The 17741-nt window shown below is 33.1% G+C and carries 16 protein-coding genes; all 16 read left to right on the top strand.

The annotated features are described in order from the left end of the window. The first annotated feature begins 34 nt into the window (after nucleotides 1-34). The 16 genes from HMPREF9225_RS07785 (at nucleotide 35) to recJ (ending at nucleotide 17734) form a co-directional block, all read left to right on the top strand. Complete coding sequence (locus HMPREF9225_RS07785; RefSeq protein WP_008902390.1) at nucleotides 35-841, top strand: Cof-type HAD-IIB family hydrolase; 807 nt, start codon at nucleotides 35-37, stop codon at nucleotides 839-841. Beyond that, a complete protein-coding gene (ylqF, locus tag HMPREF9225_RS07780) occupies nucleotides 838-1671 on the top strand; it encodes a ribosome biogenesis GTPase YlqF (RefSeq protein ID WP_040551438.1) in 834 nt (277 codons plus the stop codon). The genes HMPREF9225_RS07785 and ylqF overlap by 4 nt, the downstream gene beginning before the upstream one ends. Continuing rightward, complete coding sequence (locus tag HMPREF9225_RS07775; RefSeq protein ID WP_008902388.1) at nucleotides 1664-2275, top strand: ribonuclease HII; 612 nt, start codon at nucleotides 1664-1666, stop codon at nucleotides 2273-2275. The genes ylqF and HMPREF9225_RS07775 overlap by 8 nt, the downstream gene beginning before the upstream one ends. Then, nucleotides 2272-2625 (top strand): YraN family protein, encoded by a 354-nt coding sequence (locus HMPREF9225_RS07770; RefSeq protein ID WP_008902387.1) that lies wholly within the window; start codon nucleotides 2272-2274, stop codon nucleotides 2623-2625. Before HMPREF9225_RS07775 ends, HMPREF9225_RS07770 begins: the two co-directional genes overlap by 4 nt. A gap of 8 nt (nucleotides 2626-2633) precedes the next feature. Continuing rightward, nucleotides 2634-4154 (top strand): YifB family Mg chelatase-like AAA ATPase, encoded by a 1521-nt coding sequence (locus tag HMPREF9225_RS07765; RefSeq protein WP_008902386.1) that lies wholly within the window; start codon nucleotides 2634-2636, stop codon nucleotides 4152-4154. Next, nucleotides 4154-5242 (top strand): DNA-processing protein DprA, encoded by a 1089-nt coding sequence (gene dprA, locus HMPREF9225_RS07760; protein WP_008902385.1) that lies wholly within the window; start codon nucleotides 4154-4156, stop codon nucleotides 5240-5242. The genes HMPREF9225_RS07765 and dprA overlap by 1 nt, the downstream gene beginning before the upstream one ends. Nucleotides 5243-5250: 8 nt before the next feature. After that, nucleotides 5251-7314 carry a type I DNA topoisomerase gene (gene topA / locus HMPREF9225_RS07755; RefSeq protein WP_008902384.1) on the top strand — a complete coding sequence of 688 codons (2064 nt, stop codon included), beginning with the start codon at nucleotides 5251-5253 and terminating at the stop codon, nucleotides 7312-7314. A gap of 5 nt (nucleotides 7315-7319) precedes the next feature. Beyond that, entirely contained in the window at nucleotides 7320-8744 is a 1425-nt protein-coding gene (locus tag HMPREF9225_RS07750; RefSeq protein ID WP_008902383.1) for a GspE/PulE family protein, read from the top strand. A gap of 43 nt (nucleotides 8745-8787) precedes the next feature. After that, the gene (locus HMPREF9225_RS07745; protein ID WP_211203945.1) at nucleotides 8788-9912 is read left to right on the top strand and encodes a type II secretion system F family protein; all 1125 of its coding nucleotides are present in this window, start codon (nucleotides 8788-8790) and stop codon (nucleotides 9910-9912) included. A 13-nt stretch (nucleotides 9913-9925) separates the two neighbouring features. Then, entirely contained in the window at nucleotides 9926-10273 is a 348-nt protein-coding gene (locus HMPREF9225_RS10575; protein WP_008902381.1) for a type II secretion system protein, read from the top strand. Beyond that, a complete protein-coding gene (locus HMPREF9225_RS09850) occupies nucleotides 10270-10980 on the top strand; it encodes a prepilin peptidase (RefSeq protein WP_008902380.1) in 711 nt (236 codons plus the stop codon). The genes HMPREF9225_RS10575 and HMPREF9225_RS09850 overlap by 4 nt, the downstream gene beginning before the upstream one ends. After that, the gene (locus HMPREF9225_RS07730) at nucleotides 10968-12257 is read left to right on the top strand and encodes a type IV pilus biogenesis protein PilM (protein WP_008902379.1); all 1290 of its coding nucleotides are present in this window, start codon (nucleotides 10968-10970) and stop codon (nucleotides 12255-12257) included. Before HMPREF9225_RS09850 ends, HMPREF9225_RS07730 begins: the two co-directional genes overlap by 13 nt. Further along, nucleotides 12254-13237, top strand: coding sequence for an AIR synthase-related protein (locus HMPREF9225_RS07725; RefSeq protein WP_008902378.1), 984 nt, complete (start codon nucleotides 12254-12256; stop codon nucleotides 13235-13237). The genes HMPREF9225_RS07730 and HMPREF9225_RS07725 overlap by 4 nt, the downstream gene beginning before the upstream one ends. 16 nt (nucleotides 13238-13253) lie before the next feature. Further along, nucleotides 13254-14561 carry an N-acetylmuramoyl-L-alanine amidase gene (locus tag HMPREF9225_RS07720; RefSeq protein ID WP_040551437.1) on the top strand — a complete coding sequence of 436 codons (1308 nt, stop codon included), beginning with the start codon at nucleotides 13254-13256 and terminating at the stop codon, nucleotides 14559-14561. After that, on the top strand, nucleotides 14551-15858 hold the full coding sequence (rph, locus tag HMPREF9225_RS07715; RefSeq protein WP_008902376.1) for a ribonuclease PH: 1308 nt from the start codon (nucleotides 14551-14553) through the stop codon (nucleotides 15856-15858). The genes HMPREF9225_RS07720 and rph overlap by 11 nt, the downstream gene beginning before the upstream one ends. A 139-nt stretch (nucleotides 15859-15997) precedes the next feature. Further along, nucleotides 15998-17734 carry a single-stranded-DNA-specific exonuclease RecJ gene (gene recJ / locus HMPREF9225_RS07710; protein WP_008902375.1) on the top strand — a complete coding sequence of 579 codons (1737 nt, stop codon included), beginning with the start codon at nucleotides 15998-16000 and terminating at the stop codon, nucleotides 17732-17734. Nucleotides 17735-17741 lie beyond the last annotated feature (7 nt).

The following is a 17741-nucleotide window of genomic DNA, read 5'->3' as shown; positions in this document are numbered from 1 at the left end:
ATTTTATATAAATAGAAGAAAAAAAGGTGAATAAATGATAAAACTAATTGCAATAGATTTAGATGGAACTCTTTTGACTTCAGACAAAAGAATACCAGATGAAGACAAAGAATATCTTTCGAAGTTAATAGATAATGGAATAAAGGTTGTAGTTTCTACCGGAAGAGATTTCTTCTCAGCAAGGGAGTTTTTCGACAAGGAAGATAGAATTCTCTACAACACACTAAGTGGTAATGCAATCTTCGATAGTTTTGGAAATGAACTCTATTCAAACCATCTTAGCTATGAAACGGTGAAGAAACTTTCAACCTATGGAATAGATAATTTCATCGCCCATGTAAACGGCTACAAGGATGGCTACAACACTATCATGCTTAGAAGGCCAGAGACTGAAACTTTAAAAAAATATATTTCTAGATATCATTTCCCGGTTAATTTTAAAGACGAACTCTCAGAGGATGAAGAGTATTTCAGTGTTATATACGTTGGAACATTGGACTATGTAACTGAAATTATGAATAAAATCAAAAATGATTTTTCAGATTTAAAATTTTATATTATGCCTGCAACTAATGTTGATAGCTACATGTTAGAAATCGTTCAAGCAAATATTTCTAAGTATTCAGCTTTGGAAAAAATATTTAAAACTTATGGAATTTCTCCGGAAGAGGTAATGGCTTTTGGAGATGAAGAAAACGACATAGAGATGTTAAATAGTGTTGGTCATGGATATATTATGAAGAACGCAAGGGACTCTCTAAAAAGTGGATTTGATGTTACTGAGTTTGACAACAACAATCACGGAGTAGTAAGAACAATAGAGAAATGGGGTTTAATATGAATATAAACTGGTTTCCAGGTCATATGAAGAAGACCATTGAAGAGATTGAAAATAAACAAAAGCTCGTGGACTTCGTCATCGAAGTGGTTGATGCGAGGATCCCTCGTTCAAGTAGAAATCCTCTCTTCAATGAAATAATTAAAAAACCAAGACTCATAATTCTAAATAAGGAAGACCTAGCTTCTCCAAGTGAAAATAGAGCTTGGGTTGAAGCAATTGATAAAACAAATGACAGAGCGATTCTATATAATTCAAATAGTGGAAATCCAAATGTCATCGTCAAAGAATCCAAAATTTTAATGAAGGATTTTATAGAGAGACAGAAGGAAAAGGGAATCTCCACAGGAGCTCTAAGAGCTATGATAGTTGGAATTCCAAATTCAGGAAAGAGTACCTTTATAAATAATGTCAGCAAGAGAAGGGCAACTAAAGTTGGTAATCGTCCAGGAGTTACAAAGACCAACCAATGGATCAGAATAAACGATGACCTACACCTATTGGATACACCAGGTGTGTTATGGCACAAACTTGATAAAGAAGCACAGCTGCATCTTGCTTGGACGGGAGCAATCAAAGATGAAATTATGGACATAGAGACATTGGCATTTGAATTTATAAAATACACACTTAAACTAGATAAAACTATTTTAGAAAACAGATACAAGATAGAAGCGACAGATGATCCTCTCGAAGTGATGGAAAGTATCGCTAGGAAGAGGGGCGCCATTTTAAGAGGGGCAGAAGTCGACTACAACAAAGTATCCTCTATTATATTAGACGAATTTAGAAAGGGAATTCTCGGCAGAATTACACTAGAAAAAAATGATTGAAATAGAAAAAAACTATTATGACAAGGGTTTGGACTTAGTCTGCGGTATCGATGAAGTGGGAAGAGGATGTCTTTTCGGAGATGTGGTTGCTGCTGCTGTAATCATGCCAAAGACTAGGATCCCAGGAGTAAATGATTCTAAAAAACTAACTGAATTAAGAAGAGCTGAGTTATATGACAAGATTCTTAGTTCATGTGTCGCATACGGAATTGGAATCATGGACTCTGTCACCATTGATAAAATAAATATAAAGATGGCAACCCATCTTGCTATGTTACTAGCGGTGCAAAACTTAAGAGCAAAGGACGGTTCGAAAGTGGATCCGAATGTACTCTTAATAGATGCGGAACATTTGGAGACGGACATACCACAGGAATCCATAGTAAAAGGGGATGAAAAAGTATATTCAATCGCCTGTGCATCAATAGTTGCAAAAGTCTATAGAGATAGACTCTGTGAAAAATGGGGTAAGGAATATCCAGGATATGAAATAGAAAAACACAAGGGATATGGAACGAAAAAACATAGGGAAATATTACTTGAAAAAGGTCCAACGCCACATCACAGAAAATCTTTTCTAAAAAATATGGAGAATTGGAAATGAATACAAAGGTATTTGGCGACATCGGAGAGGATATTGCAGCTAAATTTCTAGAAGAAAATGGATATAATATTCTTGAGAGAAATTACAGAGGCATTGGTTTTGAGATTGATATAATCTGTAAGAGCAGTACTGAAATCGTTTTTGTAGAGGTTAAGTCGAGAAAGAACTCAAGCTATGGAAGACCTTCTGAAGCGGTAAATAAAAATAAACAGAGTAGGATAATTAGAGGAGCAATGAAGTACATATATGACAAAAAGCTCCAAAATATAAAAGTTAGATTCGATGTAGTAGAAGTATATTTAGATGAGAAGAAGATAGTACATAACAAAGATGCATTTATTTTAAGTTGAGGTAGAATATGTATGCAAAAGTAAAGACGGTAACACTTCTAGGACTAGAGGGAACTCTTGTAAATGTAGAAGCAGATATAGTTAGGAATATTCCAAAATTAACCATTGTAGGACTTGCGGATACGGCAGTAAAAGAATCTGGTGAAAGGGTAAGATCTGCTATAACCAACTCGGGATACTCATTTCCAAACGAAAGAGTAACGGTGAATTTAGCTCCAGCTGCAATAAAAAAGGACGGATCTGCACTAGACCTAGCAATAGCTATGTCACTTCTTTGCGCAAACGATGAAGTAGACGAAGATCCAAAAGATATTATATTTATAGGAGAACTAGCACTAGATGGAAGTATAAATTCTGTAAAAGGTGTGCTTCCTATGGTAATTTCTATGAGGGAAGAAGGATTTACCAAATTTATAGTTCCATATGCCAATAGAAATGAATGTTCTGTAGTATCAGATATTGAAATATATCCAGCGAAAACTTTGACAGAAGTTGTGGAATTCGTAAAAGGAACAGGAACATTAAAGAGAATGGTAGGCAATAGATCAGAAGAAGAAGTAACCTATAATCTTGATTTCAAAGATTTAAAAGGTCAAGAAAAGGTGAAGAGACTCTTTGAAATATCTGCAGCATCAAGAACCAACGTGCTCATGGTGGGCACACCAGGTTCAGGTAAGACCATGGCAGCCAAGAGATTTCCGACTATACTACCGAAACTTTCATTTGAAGAAGCAATAGAAGTTTCTAAAATATATTCCGTATCAGGACTTTTAAAAGAAGGAGCACTTATAACTACGCCACCATTTAGATCTCCCCATCATACCGCATCAGCGGTAAGTTTAATCGGCGGAGGATCCATACCAAAACCAGGAGAAATTTCTCTTGCTCATAGAGGTGTATTATTCTTAGACGAGCTACCAGAGTTTCAAAAGAATGTATTGGAAGTTTTAAGAGAACCACTTGAATCAAAGACAATTCACATAAGCCGAGCGACTGCGACGCTTACTTATCCTGCAGACTTTATCTTAATCGCTGCACTTAATCCATGTCCATGTGGATACCATGGTTCAAAACTTCATGAATGTAATTGTACGAGACCTCAAATAGATAGATATCTTTCAAAGGTATCACATCCTCTTCTCGATAGAATTGATATGCACATTGAAGTATCAGAAGTTAAGTATGAAGATATTTCTGATGAGGCATCTGGACTTGATTCTGAAACTCTTAGAAATTCTGTTCTTCATGCAAGACAATTGCAAGAAGAGAGATATGCAAAGGAAAGTTTCAAACTAAATGGCGATTTGCCTGATAATAAAATTAGAAAATACTGTAAGCTAGACTCAGCTTGTGAAAAGTTAATGGCGCTTAGTTTTAAAAAATATGGATTCTCAGCGAGGACCTACAACAAAATTTTAAAGATAGCTAGAACTATTGCAGACCTTGATTCATCAGAAAACATCAAAGAGATGCACCTACTAGAAGCTATAAGATATAGAACTATCGACGGTAAATATTGGAGTAAGTAATGAACTACGATGAAATGCTTGTATATTTGAATGCAAAGGGAATATCCAATAGTGAAATTTTAATAATAGACGAGTTTTTTTCAGATAATAATTTGACAGCAGATGATCTAAAAGATATAACTAATAATATAGAGCTAAAGAGTTTGGTTCAAAAGGCGACATTTCAAAAGCTAAAAGATTATGATGAAGATCTACTTAAAAAGCTATACGAATACAATGACAAACATGGAATCAAAGTCATAACTTATAATGACGAGATATATCCGGTGAGCCTAAAATTAATTGAAAATTCTCCGGCTGTTCTATACTACATGGGAAGTTTCAACGAAGAAACCATAAAGATAGCGATAGTCGGTGCGAGAAATCATACAGAGTATGGTGCATATGTAACCGAAAAGTTTGCATCAGACCTATGTGAGCTTGGAGTTGAAATAGTAAGTGGAATGGCTTATGGAATCGACAGCATTGCCCACAAAACCGCTCTTAAATATGGAGCAAGGACTACCTGTGTACTAGGCACAGGGGTGGATATTTGTTATCCGAGCAAGAATAGAAAAATTTATGAAGAAGTTAGAGAAAAAGGACTTATAGTTAGTGAATTTCCACCAACTTCAGGTCCGATGCCCTATAGATTTCCGCTGAGAAACAGAATTATTTCTGGACTTTCAGATGGAGTAATCGTAGTTGAAGCGAAAGATAGAAGTGGATCTCTTATAACAGCAAGAGTTGGAGCAGAGCAGGGCAAAGAAGTCTTCGCTGTGCCTGGAAATATAAATTCTGTTTATTCTGAAGGAACCAACAAGCTTATAAGAGACGGTGCCATTATAGCTCTAGAAGTTGGAGACATAGTAGAAAATATCTACAAATTACAAGAAGCATGTTTAGACAAAAAGAATAAAAAAATGAGAACAGAGCTCGGTGAAGATGAGCTAATAGTATATGATTTAATCGTTAAAGGAAAAAACGATGTGGACAGTATCGTTCAGAATACAAACTTTAGCGTATCCCAAGTAAGTGGAATACTTACAGTACTGGAAATAAAAGGTGTAATAATGGAAGAATCTATGGGAAGATTCATGAGTAAGTAAGGAGAATTATGGCAAAGAATTTAGTTATAGTAGAATCACCTACAAAGGCAAAAACAATAAAGAAAATGTTGGGTTCTAATTATAAAGTAGTAGCCTCAATAGGACATATTAGAGATTTACCTAAATCAACTATGGGAATCGACATTGAAAATGACTTCGAACCTAAGTATATAAACATTAGGGGAAAGGGTCCATTAATTAAAGAATTGAAAAAGGATGCAAAAGACGCTTCAAAAATATTTTTAGCAACTGACCCGGATAGAGAGGGGGAAGCTATCTCTTGGCATCTTTCTCACATACTTGATTTAAATCCAAAAGATAAGGTGAGGGTAACATTTAACGAAATAACAAAAGACAAAGTTAAGGGAGCAATCAAAGAACCAAAGTCAATAGACATGAACCTAGTTGACGCACAACAAGCAAGAAGAGTTCTAGATAGACTTGCGGGTTACAATATTTCACCATTTTTATGGAAGAAGATTAAGAGTGGACTTTCAGCAGGCCGTGTTCAATCGGTGGTACTAAAACTAATATGCGATAGAGAAGATGAAATCAGAGAGTTTATTCCTGAGCTGTATTTCACTATAGAAGCTAGCCATTTAAAGAATAGAAAGACTTTTAATTCTGAATACTACGGAAAAATTGAAAATGGAAAAGCGAAAAAAGATAAAATTACATCAGAAAAACAAGCGAAGGCAATTATAGACTCAGTTGATTTAAATAATTTTAAAGTTTTAGAAATATCTAAATCAGACAGAACAAGAGCATCTCAACCTCCATTTACAACTTCTACCATGCAACAACAAGCCTCAACGAGATTAAGCTTCTCAACGAAGAAGACAATGATGGTTGCACAGAAACTCTATGAAGGAATATACCTTCCAAAGGTCGGAGAAGTGGGACTTATAACCTACATGAGAACCGACTCCACAAGAGTTTCTAAAGAAGCAGAAGACAATGCATTTTTATTTATAAACTCTGAATACGGAAGCAAGTATCTAAAAGGACATAGAAGTGTTAAATCCAAGGACAATGTACAAGATGCTCACGAATGTATAAGACCAACCGATGTTACAAGAACTCCAGAGAGCATAAAGGATTCGCTTTCTCGCGATGAATACAAGCTCTACAGTTTGATTTGGAAGAGATTTGTAGCATCGTTTATGAGTCCTGCAATATATGAAAATCAAATTATAGATATAGCATCCAATGACAATTTGTTTAAAGCAAAAGGCTCAACTATCGTGTTCGATGGATTCTTAAAAGTTTACAACTATGCAATTGAAAAAGATACGATTCTTCCCCCTTTAGAAAAAAATGAAATAGTTAAGACAACTTCTTGCAAAGAAGAAAAACATTATACACAACCACCAGCTAGATATTCAGAAGCGACATTAATTAAACTGCTTGAAGATTTAGGAATAGGAAGACCATCAACATATGCACCTACAATTTCTACCATTCTATCTAGGTACTATGTAGTTATAGAAGATAAGAAGTTTGTACCGACAGAACTCGGGGAAACTGTCAACAATGTCATGAAAAAATACTTCAAAGACTTGGTGGATGAAAATTTCACCGCAAAACTTGAAACGGGACTGGATAAAATTGCAGAAGGAGATATGTTCTGGAAGGAAATAGTAAGAGAATTTTACAAAGATATTGAAGGCGATTTAAAAGTAGCGGACAAGGATCTGGAAAAGATAGATATAAGAGATCAAGAAACAGATGAAGTCTGTGAAAAATGCGGTAGAAAAATGGTCATAAAAATGGGCAGATTTGGAAAATTTCTAGCATGTCCAGGCTGGCCAGAATGTAAAAACACCAAACCTCTTTTAGAAAAAATCGGAGTTAAATGTCCAAAGTGTCACAAGGGTGACATAGTTGTAAAGAGATCTAAAAAAGGTCGTAAATTCTTCGGCTGTTCAAGATATCCTGACTGTGACTTCGTATCCTGGGATGAACCTGTGGAAGAAAAATGTCCAAAATGCGGAGAAAATTTGACCAAAGTTAGAACTAGAAATGGTGTAGTATTAAGATGTCCAAACAAGGACTGTAACTTTCAAAAATGAGATAAATGGAAATAGAAAGATTAAAAAAGATAATAAATAAAGATTATTCAGAAAAATATAGCCTTGTTCCCAAAAGCATACTTGGGAATGAGGCAACCTTTTATATACTTGAAGGTGTAAACTTCAATGATAAGATTTTAGAAAATAGTTTTGGATTAAAATCTAAATTTATTCCAGTAAGTGAAGCGGAGCTAGAAGAATTAAGAGATAAATTCTATGATGAAATCTCTGAAATTGAAGATTTTGTAAAGAGTATAGAAGTAAAATCTGAAGAAGATAGATATTATTTTGAAAATATAAAAAGCCCTGTATCCAAACTTTTGGATAAGATAATTACATATTCAATAACAAAGAAGGCATCAGACATTCATTTCGATCCTCGAGAAAAATCTGCAGTTATAAGAATAAGGATGGACTCAATTTTATCCGACATTTCCGAGATACAAAAAGATCTCTACAACCAAGTAATCATGCGTATAAAAGTCTTATCAAATCTGGACATAGCTAAGAAATCTCTACCGCAGGATGGAAGATTTACCTATAAGAACGAAAAATTTTCAACTGATATAAGAGTGTCAACCATTCCAACGGTCTATGGAGAAAAGATCGTTCTAAGAATTTTGGATAAGCTTAAGGTGGATTTTACATTTGATGGAATTGGAATAGAAGGAGACGATAGGGATAAACTTATTAAGCTTATAGGCCAGCCATCGGGTTTAATTCTACTAGTTGGACCTACAGGATCAGGAAAAACTTCTACACTTTATACAATTTTGGAATACATAAAAAATCCAAAGCTTAACATAATTACAGTTGAAGATCCAGTTGAATACAAAGTTGAGGGAATAAACCAAGTTCAAGTAAATGAACAGTCTGGGCTTAATTTTGAAACCGGACTTAAAGCAATTTTAAGACAAGACCCGGACAAGGTCATGGTTGGAGAGATTCGTTCGCTAGAAACTGCAAAAGTTGCCTTAAGGGCAGCGATAACAGGTCACTTAGTTCTTTCCACACTCCATACAAGGGATGCAATAGGAGCAGTTACCAGATTAGTTGAGATGGGAGTTCCAATCTATGAAGTAAATGCAGGATTAATAGGAGTGGTTTCACAAAGACTGGTGAGAGTTCTCTGTCCTCATTGTAAGAAAATTATCCACGAATACGTCGATGTTTTCGATAGAGAAATGGACCACGCAATTCCTGTTGGATGTCCGATGTGTAAGGATGGATACTTAAATAGAACTTCTGTATTTGAAATACTAGACTATGACGATGAACTAGAGAGCATGTTTTACAAAGGTGAAGACATAAATAAAATACGAGAAGTCGCTGAAAAGAAAGGACTAGTTACTCTAAAGAAAAGTCTTTTAAAATTGGTAGAAAATTACACCACTTCAGTTGAAGAAGTAAAGAAAAATATATTCCATTAAAATGAAATTTAAATATAGAGCCATAGATCCGTCGGAAAAGATTGTGAATGGAGTTTTAAAAGATTCAAGTAGAGAAATTGCCATTCAAAAGCTAAAATCCAGAGGATATAAAGTTGTAAAAATTGAAGAAGTATTAGAAGAAGAGAGCTTTAAAGGAACCTTTAAAGAAGGAGAGATACCTCTTTTATTTAAAGAAATATCAATAATGCTAAGATCCGGAATAGATCTATATGGTGCATTCGTTCTTTTAAAGAATAGTAGCGATGGCAAAAAGTATGATTTCTTTTCAAATGTGGAAAAGAGGCTTAAGATGGGAGAAAGTCTAGGAGAAATATTTGAAGAATCCAAGATTTTTTCTAAATTTGTGATCTCTAGTATTAAGATTGCTGAAGAATCAGAAAACCTCGAAGAGACCTTTACAAATATGGCAGAATACTTGCAGGAACTAGAAAATATTAGGCAGGAAGTCAAGAAATCTCTAATATATCCAATAATTTTGATCTTCACAACTATGCTTGTGGTGAACTTTCTAATAATATTTGTGGTGCCGACATTTGTTGGTTTGTACGCCAGCAGAGACCTAGAACTTCCTTTAATTACAAAAATTGTTGTAAATAGTTCCAATTTTATAAGACAAAACTTTTTCTACATAGCAATACTTTTAGTTTTAATAGGAATTTCGATATATTATTATTTTGGAATTAAGAAAAGAATAATTTTCGATAGATTTATCGCCAGAACAAAAACGGGCAAGATATACTACACAGAGAGATTTGTTTCATCCTTAGATGCACTTTTATCATCTGGAGTTAAGCCGCAAAGAGCACTGGTGATGATTAGAGATTCGTTTTCAAATGAATATTTAAAAGAGATTTTTGAAAATGTACTTACAAATATAAGTTCTGGAATGAGTATCTCAACATCCTTAAAAATGGACAGGTACTTCAATAAATTATTTTTAGAAATTATAGAAGTTGCTGAGATGTCATCATCTTTAGATTCAGTTGTAGGAGAATTATCTACCTACTACAGAGAAAATTTAAAAATTCATCTAAAGAAGATGGTTTCATACTTTGAACCAATAGTAATACTTATTCTAGCAGTAGTGGTAGGAACTATAGTAATTTCCGTAGCACTTCCAATGTTTGATATAGTAAATTTTATTTAGGGGGGGGGAAGAAATGAAAAAGAAAAAAGGATTTACATTAATTGAATTAATAGTTGTAATAGCAATACTTGCACTTCTTGCATCAATTGCAATTCCAAAATATATGCAGACTCAAGAAAAGGCGAAAGCAGCAGCCCACAACACCAACGTAGAAGTTATAAAACAGGCAGCTGCCACTTACTTAGTAGAACATCCAGAAGCTGATTCGGTAACATTAAATGATTTAGAGGGTTATATGGATTCCAAAATTCCAAAGGCATATGACGGATCAGACTTTTCAGTGAGCGTTGATGCAAATAGAAATATAGTAGTAACACCAGGCCCAGTAAAATTTGAAAATGGAAAAATAATTCCGCAATGATTTATATTTTAATGTTCATTATTGGAGCATGTGTAGGATCATTTCTAACACTAGTTTCCATTAGAAGAAATAAAAATGAAGTTTTTATTATAGGAAGAAGCCATTGCGATCATTGTAATAAAACTTTGAAAGTAGTGGATAATATTCCGATAATTTCATATCTTCTTTTAATAGGAAAATCCTCATGTTGCAATAAGAAAATAGATCCACTCTATCCAATTTTTGAAACTATTTCAGGAATTGGATTTATGCTTGGATATTTGAAATTTGGATTTAATTTTAATCTTTTTATATTTTTAATTATTTTTTCATTTTGTTTTCTAATTGCAATTACAGATTTGAAGTACATGGACATTTATGACATTGACACGATGACGCTCACAATTTTGTTAATTAATTTTAGAGTTACTAATAATAATTTTACATTTGATGCTATTAAATCAATGTGTTTTTTAGCTGCTATTTTTTATGCAATCTATAAAATAACTGGAGTTATGGGTTCAGGAGACGCACTACTTTCTATTCCGTTAGGAATCGTTTCTAGTGGAATAATTGATGCTCTATATAATTTTACATACACATTTTTACTTGGCGCAGTAGTTGCAATTGTGCTTATTTTATTTAAAATAAAAGATAGAAAAGATTACATACCATTTGGACCATTTATAGTAACAACCATATTAGGAGTTTTACTTTGCAAATTGTAAACATATTTTTAGACGAAAATTTAATATATCTAAATTACAACGAAAATACAACTAGAATAATTGTTGATGAATCAGTTCTATATAACGGAAGGATAACGGATGAAAATTATCTTCTATACATTCTAAAAAAAGAGATAGAAAATAGAGAGATAAAAAGTGGTACGGATGCCTATGTCTACTTTATGAAATCATATATCCATAAAACTTTAGAACTACCAAATCTTTCTGAGGCAGATCTTGAGTCCATGATTCAAATTGAAAGCAAGGAATATTTCGAAACTGATGAACAGATCATCCCGATGGTTGAAAAGTTTAATGATGGAAAATATTCTGTCTCTGCCATCTATTTAGAAGAGTTTGAAAAAGTTCGTAAAATATTTGATAAATTAGATTTAAATTTAAGAAATGTATATCCTATTACGACTTTTGTAGAAGAAAATTCCGATGGTGCCTATGTGTTTGTCGGTAGAAGAAGTGCAGATATTATCATTAAAAATGGCTCCATAGAAAAAATAAAAAATATTGATTTAAATAATTTAGTGACTCTTAAAAAAGATTATGATATTGATGAAAAGTATTTCCATGAAATAAAAAATCCATCTTTTTATAGAGATTCTGTAGATTTACAAGACTTTTTCATGGGATACGACTTCATAGTAAGTGAGTTTCTAAACGATCTAAAAAATATTGCTACAAATAATAATGTAAGCAAAATATTTTTAAATGATTATTTTGAATTTGATCAATATTTTTTAGAAGAGCAATTAGGAAATTTTAGTGTAGACAGAATTGATTTTTCAAAAGTTAAAACTACTACAAAGAAGACGAATTTAAAGTCATTCAATTTCAAAAAGCTTGGATATATACTATTATGTTGTGTTTTTTTATTATTTAGTTTTATAATATACAGATCAAAGTCAGATAAACTTGAGATAAATGAAAGAAAGCTTGAAAGTTTAAAAGAAGAACTTGATTCAATCGATTTAGAAAATATAAAAAATGAAAATATCTCGGAAGACAGTTCAGAAAATACAAATGAAAAAGTAGATTTTTCTGAAAAATTTGAAAAAATACTTGAGAAATTAAAAAAATTAAATGAAAATGATATACTCATCACATCGATAAAAGCTGACGAACAAAAAATAGTCATTTCTGGTCTTGCAAAAGATGAACCTACAATAAAAATTATTGAAGATTATCTAAAAGATTATAATCCTAGAATAGATTATGAGAAAAAAGACGTCTACTACTTTACAATTAACTTGGAGGAAAAATGAAAATAGGTAAAATCTCTAATAACGACTTAAAAAAATTAATTTTTAATAATCTTACATTAAATAGAAAAGAAGTTTTAGAAGCTTCTGAAATTGGAAGTGACTGTGCTGTTGTGGATTTAGGAGATGAGCTCCTTGTCACTTCAGTTGATCCAATAACTGGAGCGAGTAAAAATATAGGTTCACTTGCAGTAAATGTGGCTTGCAATGATGCATACTGTCTACTTGCAGAACCAGTGGGACTTTTAATGTCCGTTCTATTACCAGAAAAGACGACGAAGAATGAAATTGAAGAGATAATGATTGATGCACAATCTGCTTGCGACAAGATAGGTGTAAATATTATCGGAGGTCATACTGAAGTAACAGATGTTGTAAATACAGTTGTAATAACTACAACGGTATTAGCAAAGACCAAGGATAGGATTCTTCCAAATAGAAAATCTGCAAAGGTTGGAGATAGAATTCTAGTGTCAAAGCATGTTGCATTAGAAGGTACATCAATAATAGCCCACGACTTTGAAATGGATAGTTCAAAATACTTAAATGAAGAAGAATTAAATGAAGCTAAATCCTATTCCAAACTTCTATCTGTAAAAGAAGAATCACTTATTTCTAGAAAATTTAGAGTTAGAGCTCTTCATGACATCACAGAAGGTGGAGTCTTAGGAGCTGTTTGGGAGATGGCGACCAACCTTGGGTTTGGTGCAGAAATAAACTTTGAAGATATACCTATAACAGATGTTACGAAAAAACTCACCAAAGGTTTTGATTTAAACCCTTTTAGATTTATTTCATCTGGTTCTATGATGGTAATCGTAGATAGAGAAGACAGTGAAAAATTAATTGACGAAGCGAAAAAGGTGGGACTATTATTTACTGATATAGGAAGTTTAGTTGAAACTGGTATAGTTATGAATAAAAACGGAGAAAAATTAGACATTGATGAACCTTCTCCTGATGAACTTTACAAAGTGGTATAATGAATTGGGAGGTAACATGAGAAAATTATTTTTTGTAATTATTTTATTGATATTAATAGTGCCAGCCTATGCACTAAGCAATGTAAAGATAGATAAAAAAGATGTAAAAGTTTTGGACGCGAACGTGCTTGTAAATGGAAGTCCAATTAAGTCTGACTTCGGTCCATATGTAACTAGCGGAAGAACTTTTGTCCCAGTTAGAGAACTAACAGAAGGACTGGGAGCTGAGGTTAATTGGGACGGAGAAAATATGACCGTTGAGATTAAATTCGGAGAAAAAACTATAGTTCTTAAAATAAATTCAGATGTCACATATGTAGACGGAAAGAAAAATATAGTTGACAAGGATCAAATTCCTAAGCTTGCTTTATATAATTCACCTAGAGTTGAAACCAAGACTATGATCCCACTTAGGTTTGTATCAGAAACTTTGGGATATAATGTGTCTTGGGACGAAAAAACTTCTACCGCACTTATAACTACTGGAGAAAATATAAGTTCAACGGTACTTCAAACTGCGACAATTATTAGTGATGAAGATTTAAAAAACGAAAACAATAAGAAGAATAGTAATTCAGGAGTTCAATTTCAATCACAATCTGAAAAAAAAGAAACAAAGAATGCACAAAATAATAAGAAAAACAAGATTTATGAAAGAGCAGGACTTAAAGAAGAGGAATACAAAATAGATCCAAAGAAAAGAAAAATCACTAAAGGATTCATTCAAAATGGCGAAAAGATTAAGATAGTACTAGATGCAGGCCATGGTGGAACAGATTCAGGCGCAATAAGTACTATAGATAAGTCGGTCATGGAAAAAACACTTACCCTTGACATGATAAATAGACTTAACGAAAGGTTTTTGATGCTTGGTTATGATGTTATCCTTACCAGAACAGAAGATGAATATATAAAACTTTTGGACAGAGCAAGAATTTCAAACACTAGTGATGCAGATATATTCTTATCTATTCACTTTAATGCTTCCAACAGTAGTACATCAAAAGGGATTGAAGTACTTTATGGTTCAGAAAAAAATATTATTATAAAAAAATCTGAACAGGTTCATATGGCAAAAGCAATCCTCAAAGAGCTTATAGATAGCACAGGAGCAGTAAACAGAGGAGTTAAGAATAGAGCAGACTTAATCGTTTTAAATAAAACCAAAATGGTTGCTGCACTATGTGAATTGGGATTTGTAACAAACAGTGAAGATATGGAAAAAATAACCGACAGCTCCTACTTAGATACTATGGCAGATGCAATAGTAAGAGGAGTTCAAGAATATGTGATGAATTACAGGATGGAATCTGATGAGAGATAGAGAATTTAACAAGATAAGAGATTTAAAAATAACTCCAAACTATTTGAGTAGTCCAGATGGATCTTGTCTAGTAGAGATGGGGAACACGAAGATAATTGTAACTGCAATGATTGAAGACAAAGTTCCGTTCTTTTTAAAAGGACAAGGAGTCGGTTGGCTCAGTGCAGAATATTCCATGATACCAGGTTCAACTCAAAGAAGAAAACCAAGAGATATCTCTAGAGGTAAGATCGACGGTAGAAGCCAAGAAATACAAAGACTTATAGGTAGAGCATTAAGATCTGCGATAGATTTATCCCTAATAGGAGAGAGAACCATATGGATTGATTGCGATGTAATCTCCGCCGATGGAGGCACTAGAACTCTTTCTGTAACAGGAGGATTTGTAGCATTAAAACTTGCTGTAAATAAATATCTAAAAGAAAAATTAATCTTTGCTAACCCTATTAAGAGAAAGGTAGCAGCAATATCACTTGGAAAAGTTTATGGAAGATTAATGGTTGATTTAGATTTCAATGACGACTCTAAAGCTGATGTAGATATGAATATCGTCATGGATGAAGACCATAACATTATTGAAATACAAGGCACATCAGAAAAATCTCCTTTAAAAATTAAAGAACTTGAAGAACTGGTAAAATTATCAGAAGAAACTATAGATGAGATTATGAAAATAGTTGAGGATACAGTACCTTCTAACAATTACTTGGTGCTTTCAACAGACAATGTTCACAAGATTAAAGAGATGGAATCTATTTTATCCGATATAGATTTAATCGTTGAATCTAAATCAGATGTAGGTCTACAAGATTTACAAGTGGATGAAGATCAAGAGACCCTTGAAGGAAATGCAAGAAAAAAAGCTGAAGAAATTTCAAAATTGGTCGGATATAAAAATGTTATTTCTGATGATACAGGCTTATTTGTAAATGCACTAAATGGAGAGCCAGGAGTGCATTCTGCTAGATACTGTGGCGATCACGATGACAAGAAAAATATTGAAAAGATTTTAGAAAAATTACAAGACAAAGAAGATAGAAGCGCTTACTTCCAAACTTCTATTGCCTTAGTAGAACCAAGTAAAGAAATAAAACTCTTTAGCGGTAGAATTGACGGCACCATCGCCTATGAAGAAAGAGGCGAAGAAGGCTTTGGCTACGATAGCGTGTTTATTCCAAATGGATACGACAAGACATTTGCTGAGCTAGGCGAAGAAGAGAAGAATAAAATATCTCATAGAGCAATAGCTACAGAAAATTTAAAATCATATTTAAAATATAAATATAGAAATAATTAAACCTCTTAATGAGGTTTTTTATTTTGGATAAATTTAAATATTCATTTTATATTATTTGAATAGCATAATAAATGCTAATTATCACCATTTATCGAAAAATGTGCTAAAATATGATAAAATACTTAATTATAGGTGAAATATGGAACGTTGGATATTAAAAGGAAATAAAGAAAATACTTTAGATATAGAAAAATTAAATATAACTAAGACCACTGCCAATCTCCTTTCTAAGAGAGGAATAGTAACTAATGAAGAGGCAGAGCATTTTTTAAATATTGATTATGATGACTTAGAAACTCCGCTAAAGATGAGGGACATGATAATAGCTGGGAATATAGTCTTATCTGCAAAAAGTAGCGGTAAAAATATTGCCATAGTTGGAGATTATGATGTAGATGGAGTCATGAGTACGGTTATTCTTTTAAAGGGACTTCAAACACTTGGAATGAATCCAATCTATAGAATTCCAGCAAGAGAAGAAGGATATGGAATAAATAATAATATCGTAGATGAATTAAAAGAAAAAGATGTTTCACTAATCATAACTTGTGACAATGGAATAGCGGCAAGCGAAACAGTTAAATATGCAAAATCACTAGGAGTTGATGTAATAGTTACAGATCACCATGAAGTACCAAAGATCGATGGCAAGGACAGTATACCTGCTGCGGATGCGGTACTAAATCCCAAGAGATCTGACTGTGACTATCCATTCAAAGAACTATGTGGAGCAGGAGTTTCTTTTAAACTTATATCCTATCTATATAAAATTCAAGGCATTGATGAAGAAAAGGAAAAAGCTCTACTTCCATATGTAGCTGTTGCAACCATTTGTGACATGATGAACTTGGTGGGAGAGAACAGAATATTTGTAAAGTACGGACTTGAAATTTTAAATAGTAGTACTATTTCAGGATTTGACGATATTGTTAAGCTTTCAGGATTTCAAAAAGAGTTAGACGTGTCTGCGATAGGATTTCTAATCGGTCCTATGATTAACTCTGCTGGCAGGATTGAAACTGCAGATATTGGGGTTGAATTATTTATGTCAGACTCCATTACTAAGAGAACTGAAATTGTAGAATTGCTTAAAAAACTAAATACAACTAGACAAAGCTACACAGAAGAGGGGTTTAAAAAAGCTATAGATTTCATAGAAACCCATGAGATGCAAAGGAAATTTCCAGTACTTGTAGTGCTAGATGAAGATCTACATCCTGCAGTGGCAGGAATCGTTGCAGGAAGAATAAAGGAAAAATATTATAGACCAACCATTGTACTAAGTGGTAAGGATGAACTTAAAGGCTCTGGAAGAAGTATCGAAGCCTATGATATGTTCACAAAAGTATCAGAGATAAAATCATACCTTACAGCTTTTGGTGGTCATCAAATGGCTTGCGGATTAACTATTCAAAGGGAAAATTTAAGAGATTTCGTAAAGGATTTAAACAATAATTCAAATCTTACGAGAGAGGATCTTGTAAAGACGATTTATTTAGATGATAGCCTTACATTAAGAGATATTAATTTTGATTTTTACGATGAAATTATGAGACTTAAACCTTTTGGAAAGGGAAATGAAGATCCGATCTTTGGATTTAAAAATTTAAAAATAGTTAGACTTGATGTACTTGGAAAAAATAAAAATGTTTTGAAATTTACCTTTACCGATGGAGAAAATTATGTAGAAGGTATATATTTTCAAACTTTTGATAATTTTAAGAAGCTAATGAGCTCTAAATATGATGGAGAAGAGCTAAACTATATTCTTCAAAATAAAAAAGAGCTATTTATAGATGTGGTTGCATCTGTGGATGTAAATAAATTTATGGGAAATACGACTCTTCAACTTAGCATAAAGAGTGTAAGACCTTAGGAGTAAT

It is taken from the genome of Peptoniphilus duerdenii ATCC BAA-1640 (assembly GCF_000146345.1).
GTDB classification, from domain to species: domain Bacteria; phylum Bacillota; class Clostridia; order Tissierellales; family Peptoniphilaceae; genus Peptoniphilus_B; species Peptoniphilus_B duerdenii.
Note: the sequence above shows the minus strand (reverse complement) of the source record. Positions and strands in the feature narration are given on the sequence as shown.

Excerpts from the sequence above, each read along its gene's own strand:
- HMPREF9225_RS07785 (WP_008902390.1), top strand. The coding sequence starts at position 35 with ATGATAAAACTAATTGCAATAGATTTAGATGGAACTCTTTTGACTTCA.
- ylqF (WP_040551438.1), top strand. The coding sequence starts at position 838 with ATGAATATAAACTGGTTTCCAGGTCATATGAAGAAGACCATTGAAGAG.
- HMPREF9225_RS07775 (WP_008902388.1), top strand. The coding sequence starts at position 1,664 with ATGATTGAAATAGAAAAAAACTATTATGACAAGGGTTTGGACTTAGTC.
- HMPREF9225_RS07770 (WP_008902387.1), top strand. The coding sequence starts at position 2,272 with ATGAATACAAAGGTATTTGGCGACATCGGAGAGGATATTGCAGCTAAA.
- HMPREF9225_RS07765 (WP_008902386.1), top strand. The coding sequence starts at position 2,634 with ATGTATGCAAAAGTAAAGACGGTAACACTTCTAGGACTAGAGGGAACT.
- dprA (WP_008902385.1), top strand. The coding sequence starts at position 4,154 with ATGAACTACGATGAAATGCTTGTATATTTGAATGCAAAGGGAATATCC.
- topA (WP_008902384.1), top strand. The coding sequence starts at position 5,251 with ATGGCAAAGAATTTAGTTATAGTAGAATCACCTACAAAGGCAAAAACA.
- HMPREF9225_RS07750 (WP_008902383.1), top strand. The coding sequence starts at position 7,320 with ATGGAAATAGAAAGATTAAAAAAGATAATAAATAAAGATTATTCAGAA.
- HMPREF9225_RS10575 (WP_008902381.1), top strand. The coding sequence starts at position 9,926 with ATGAAAAAGAAAAAAGGATTTACATTAATTGAATTAATAGTTGTAATA.
- HMPREF9225_RS09850 (WP_008902380.1), top strand. The coding sequence starts at position 10,270 with ATGATTTATATTTTAATGTTCATTATTGGAGCATGTGTAGGATCATTT.
- HMPREF9225_RS07725 (WP_008902378.1), top strand. The coding sequence starts at position 12,254 with ATGAAAATAGGTAAAATCTCTAATAACGACTTAAAAAAATTAATTTTT.
- HMPREF9225_RS07720 (WP_040551437.1), top strand. The coding sequence starts at position 13,254 with ATGAGAAAATTATTTTTTGTAATTATTTTATTGATATTAATAGTGCCA.
- rph (WP_008902376.1), top strand. The coding sequence starts at position 14,551 with ATGAGAGATAGAGAATTTAACAAGATAAGAGATTTAAAAATAACTCCA.
- recJ (WP_008902375.1), top strand. The coding sequence starts at position 15,998 with ATGGAACGTTGGATATTAAAAGGAAATAAAGAAAATACTTTAGATATA.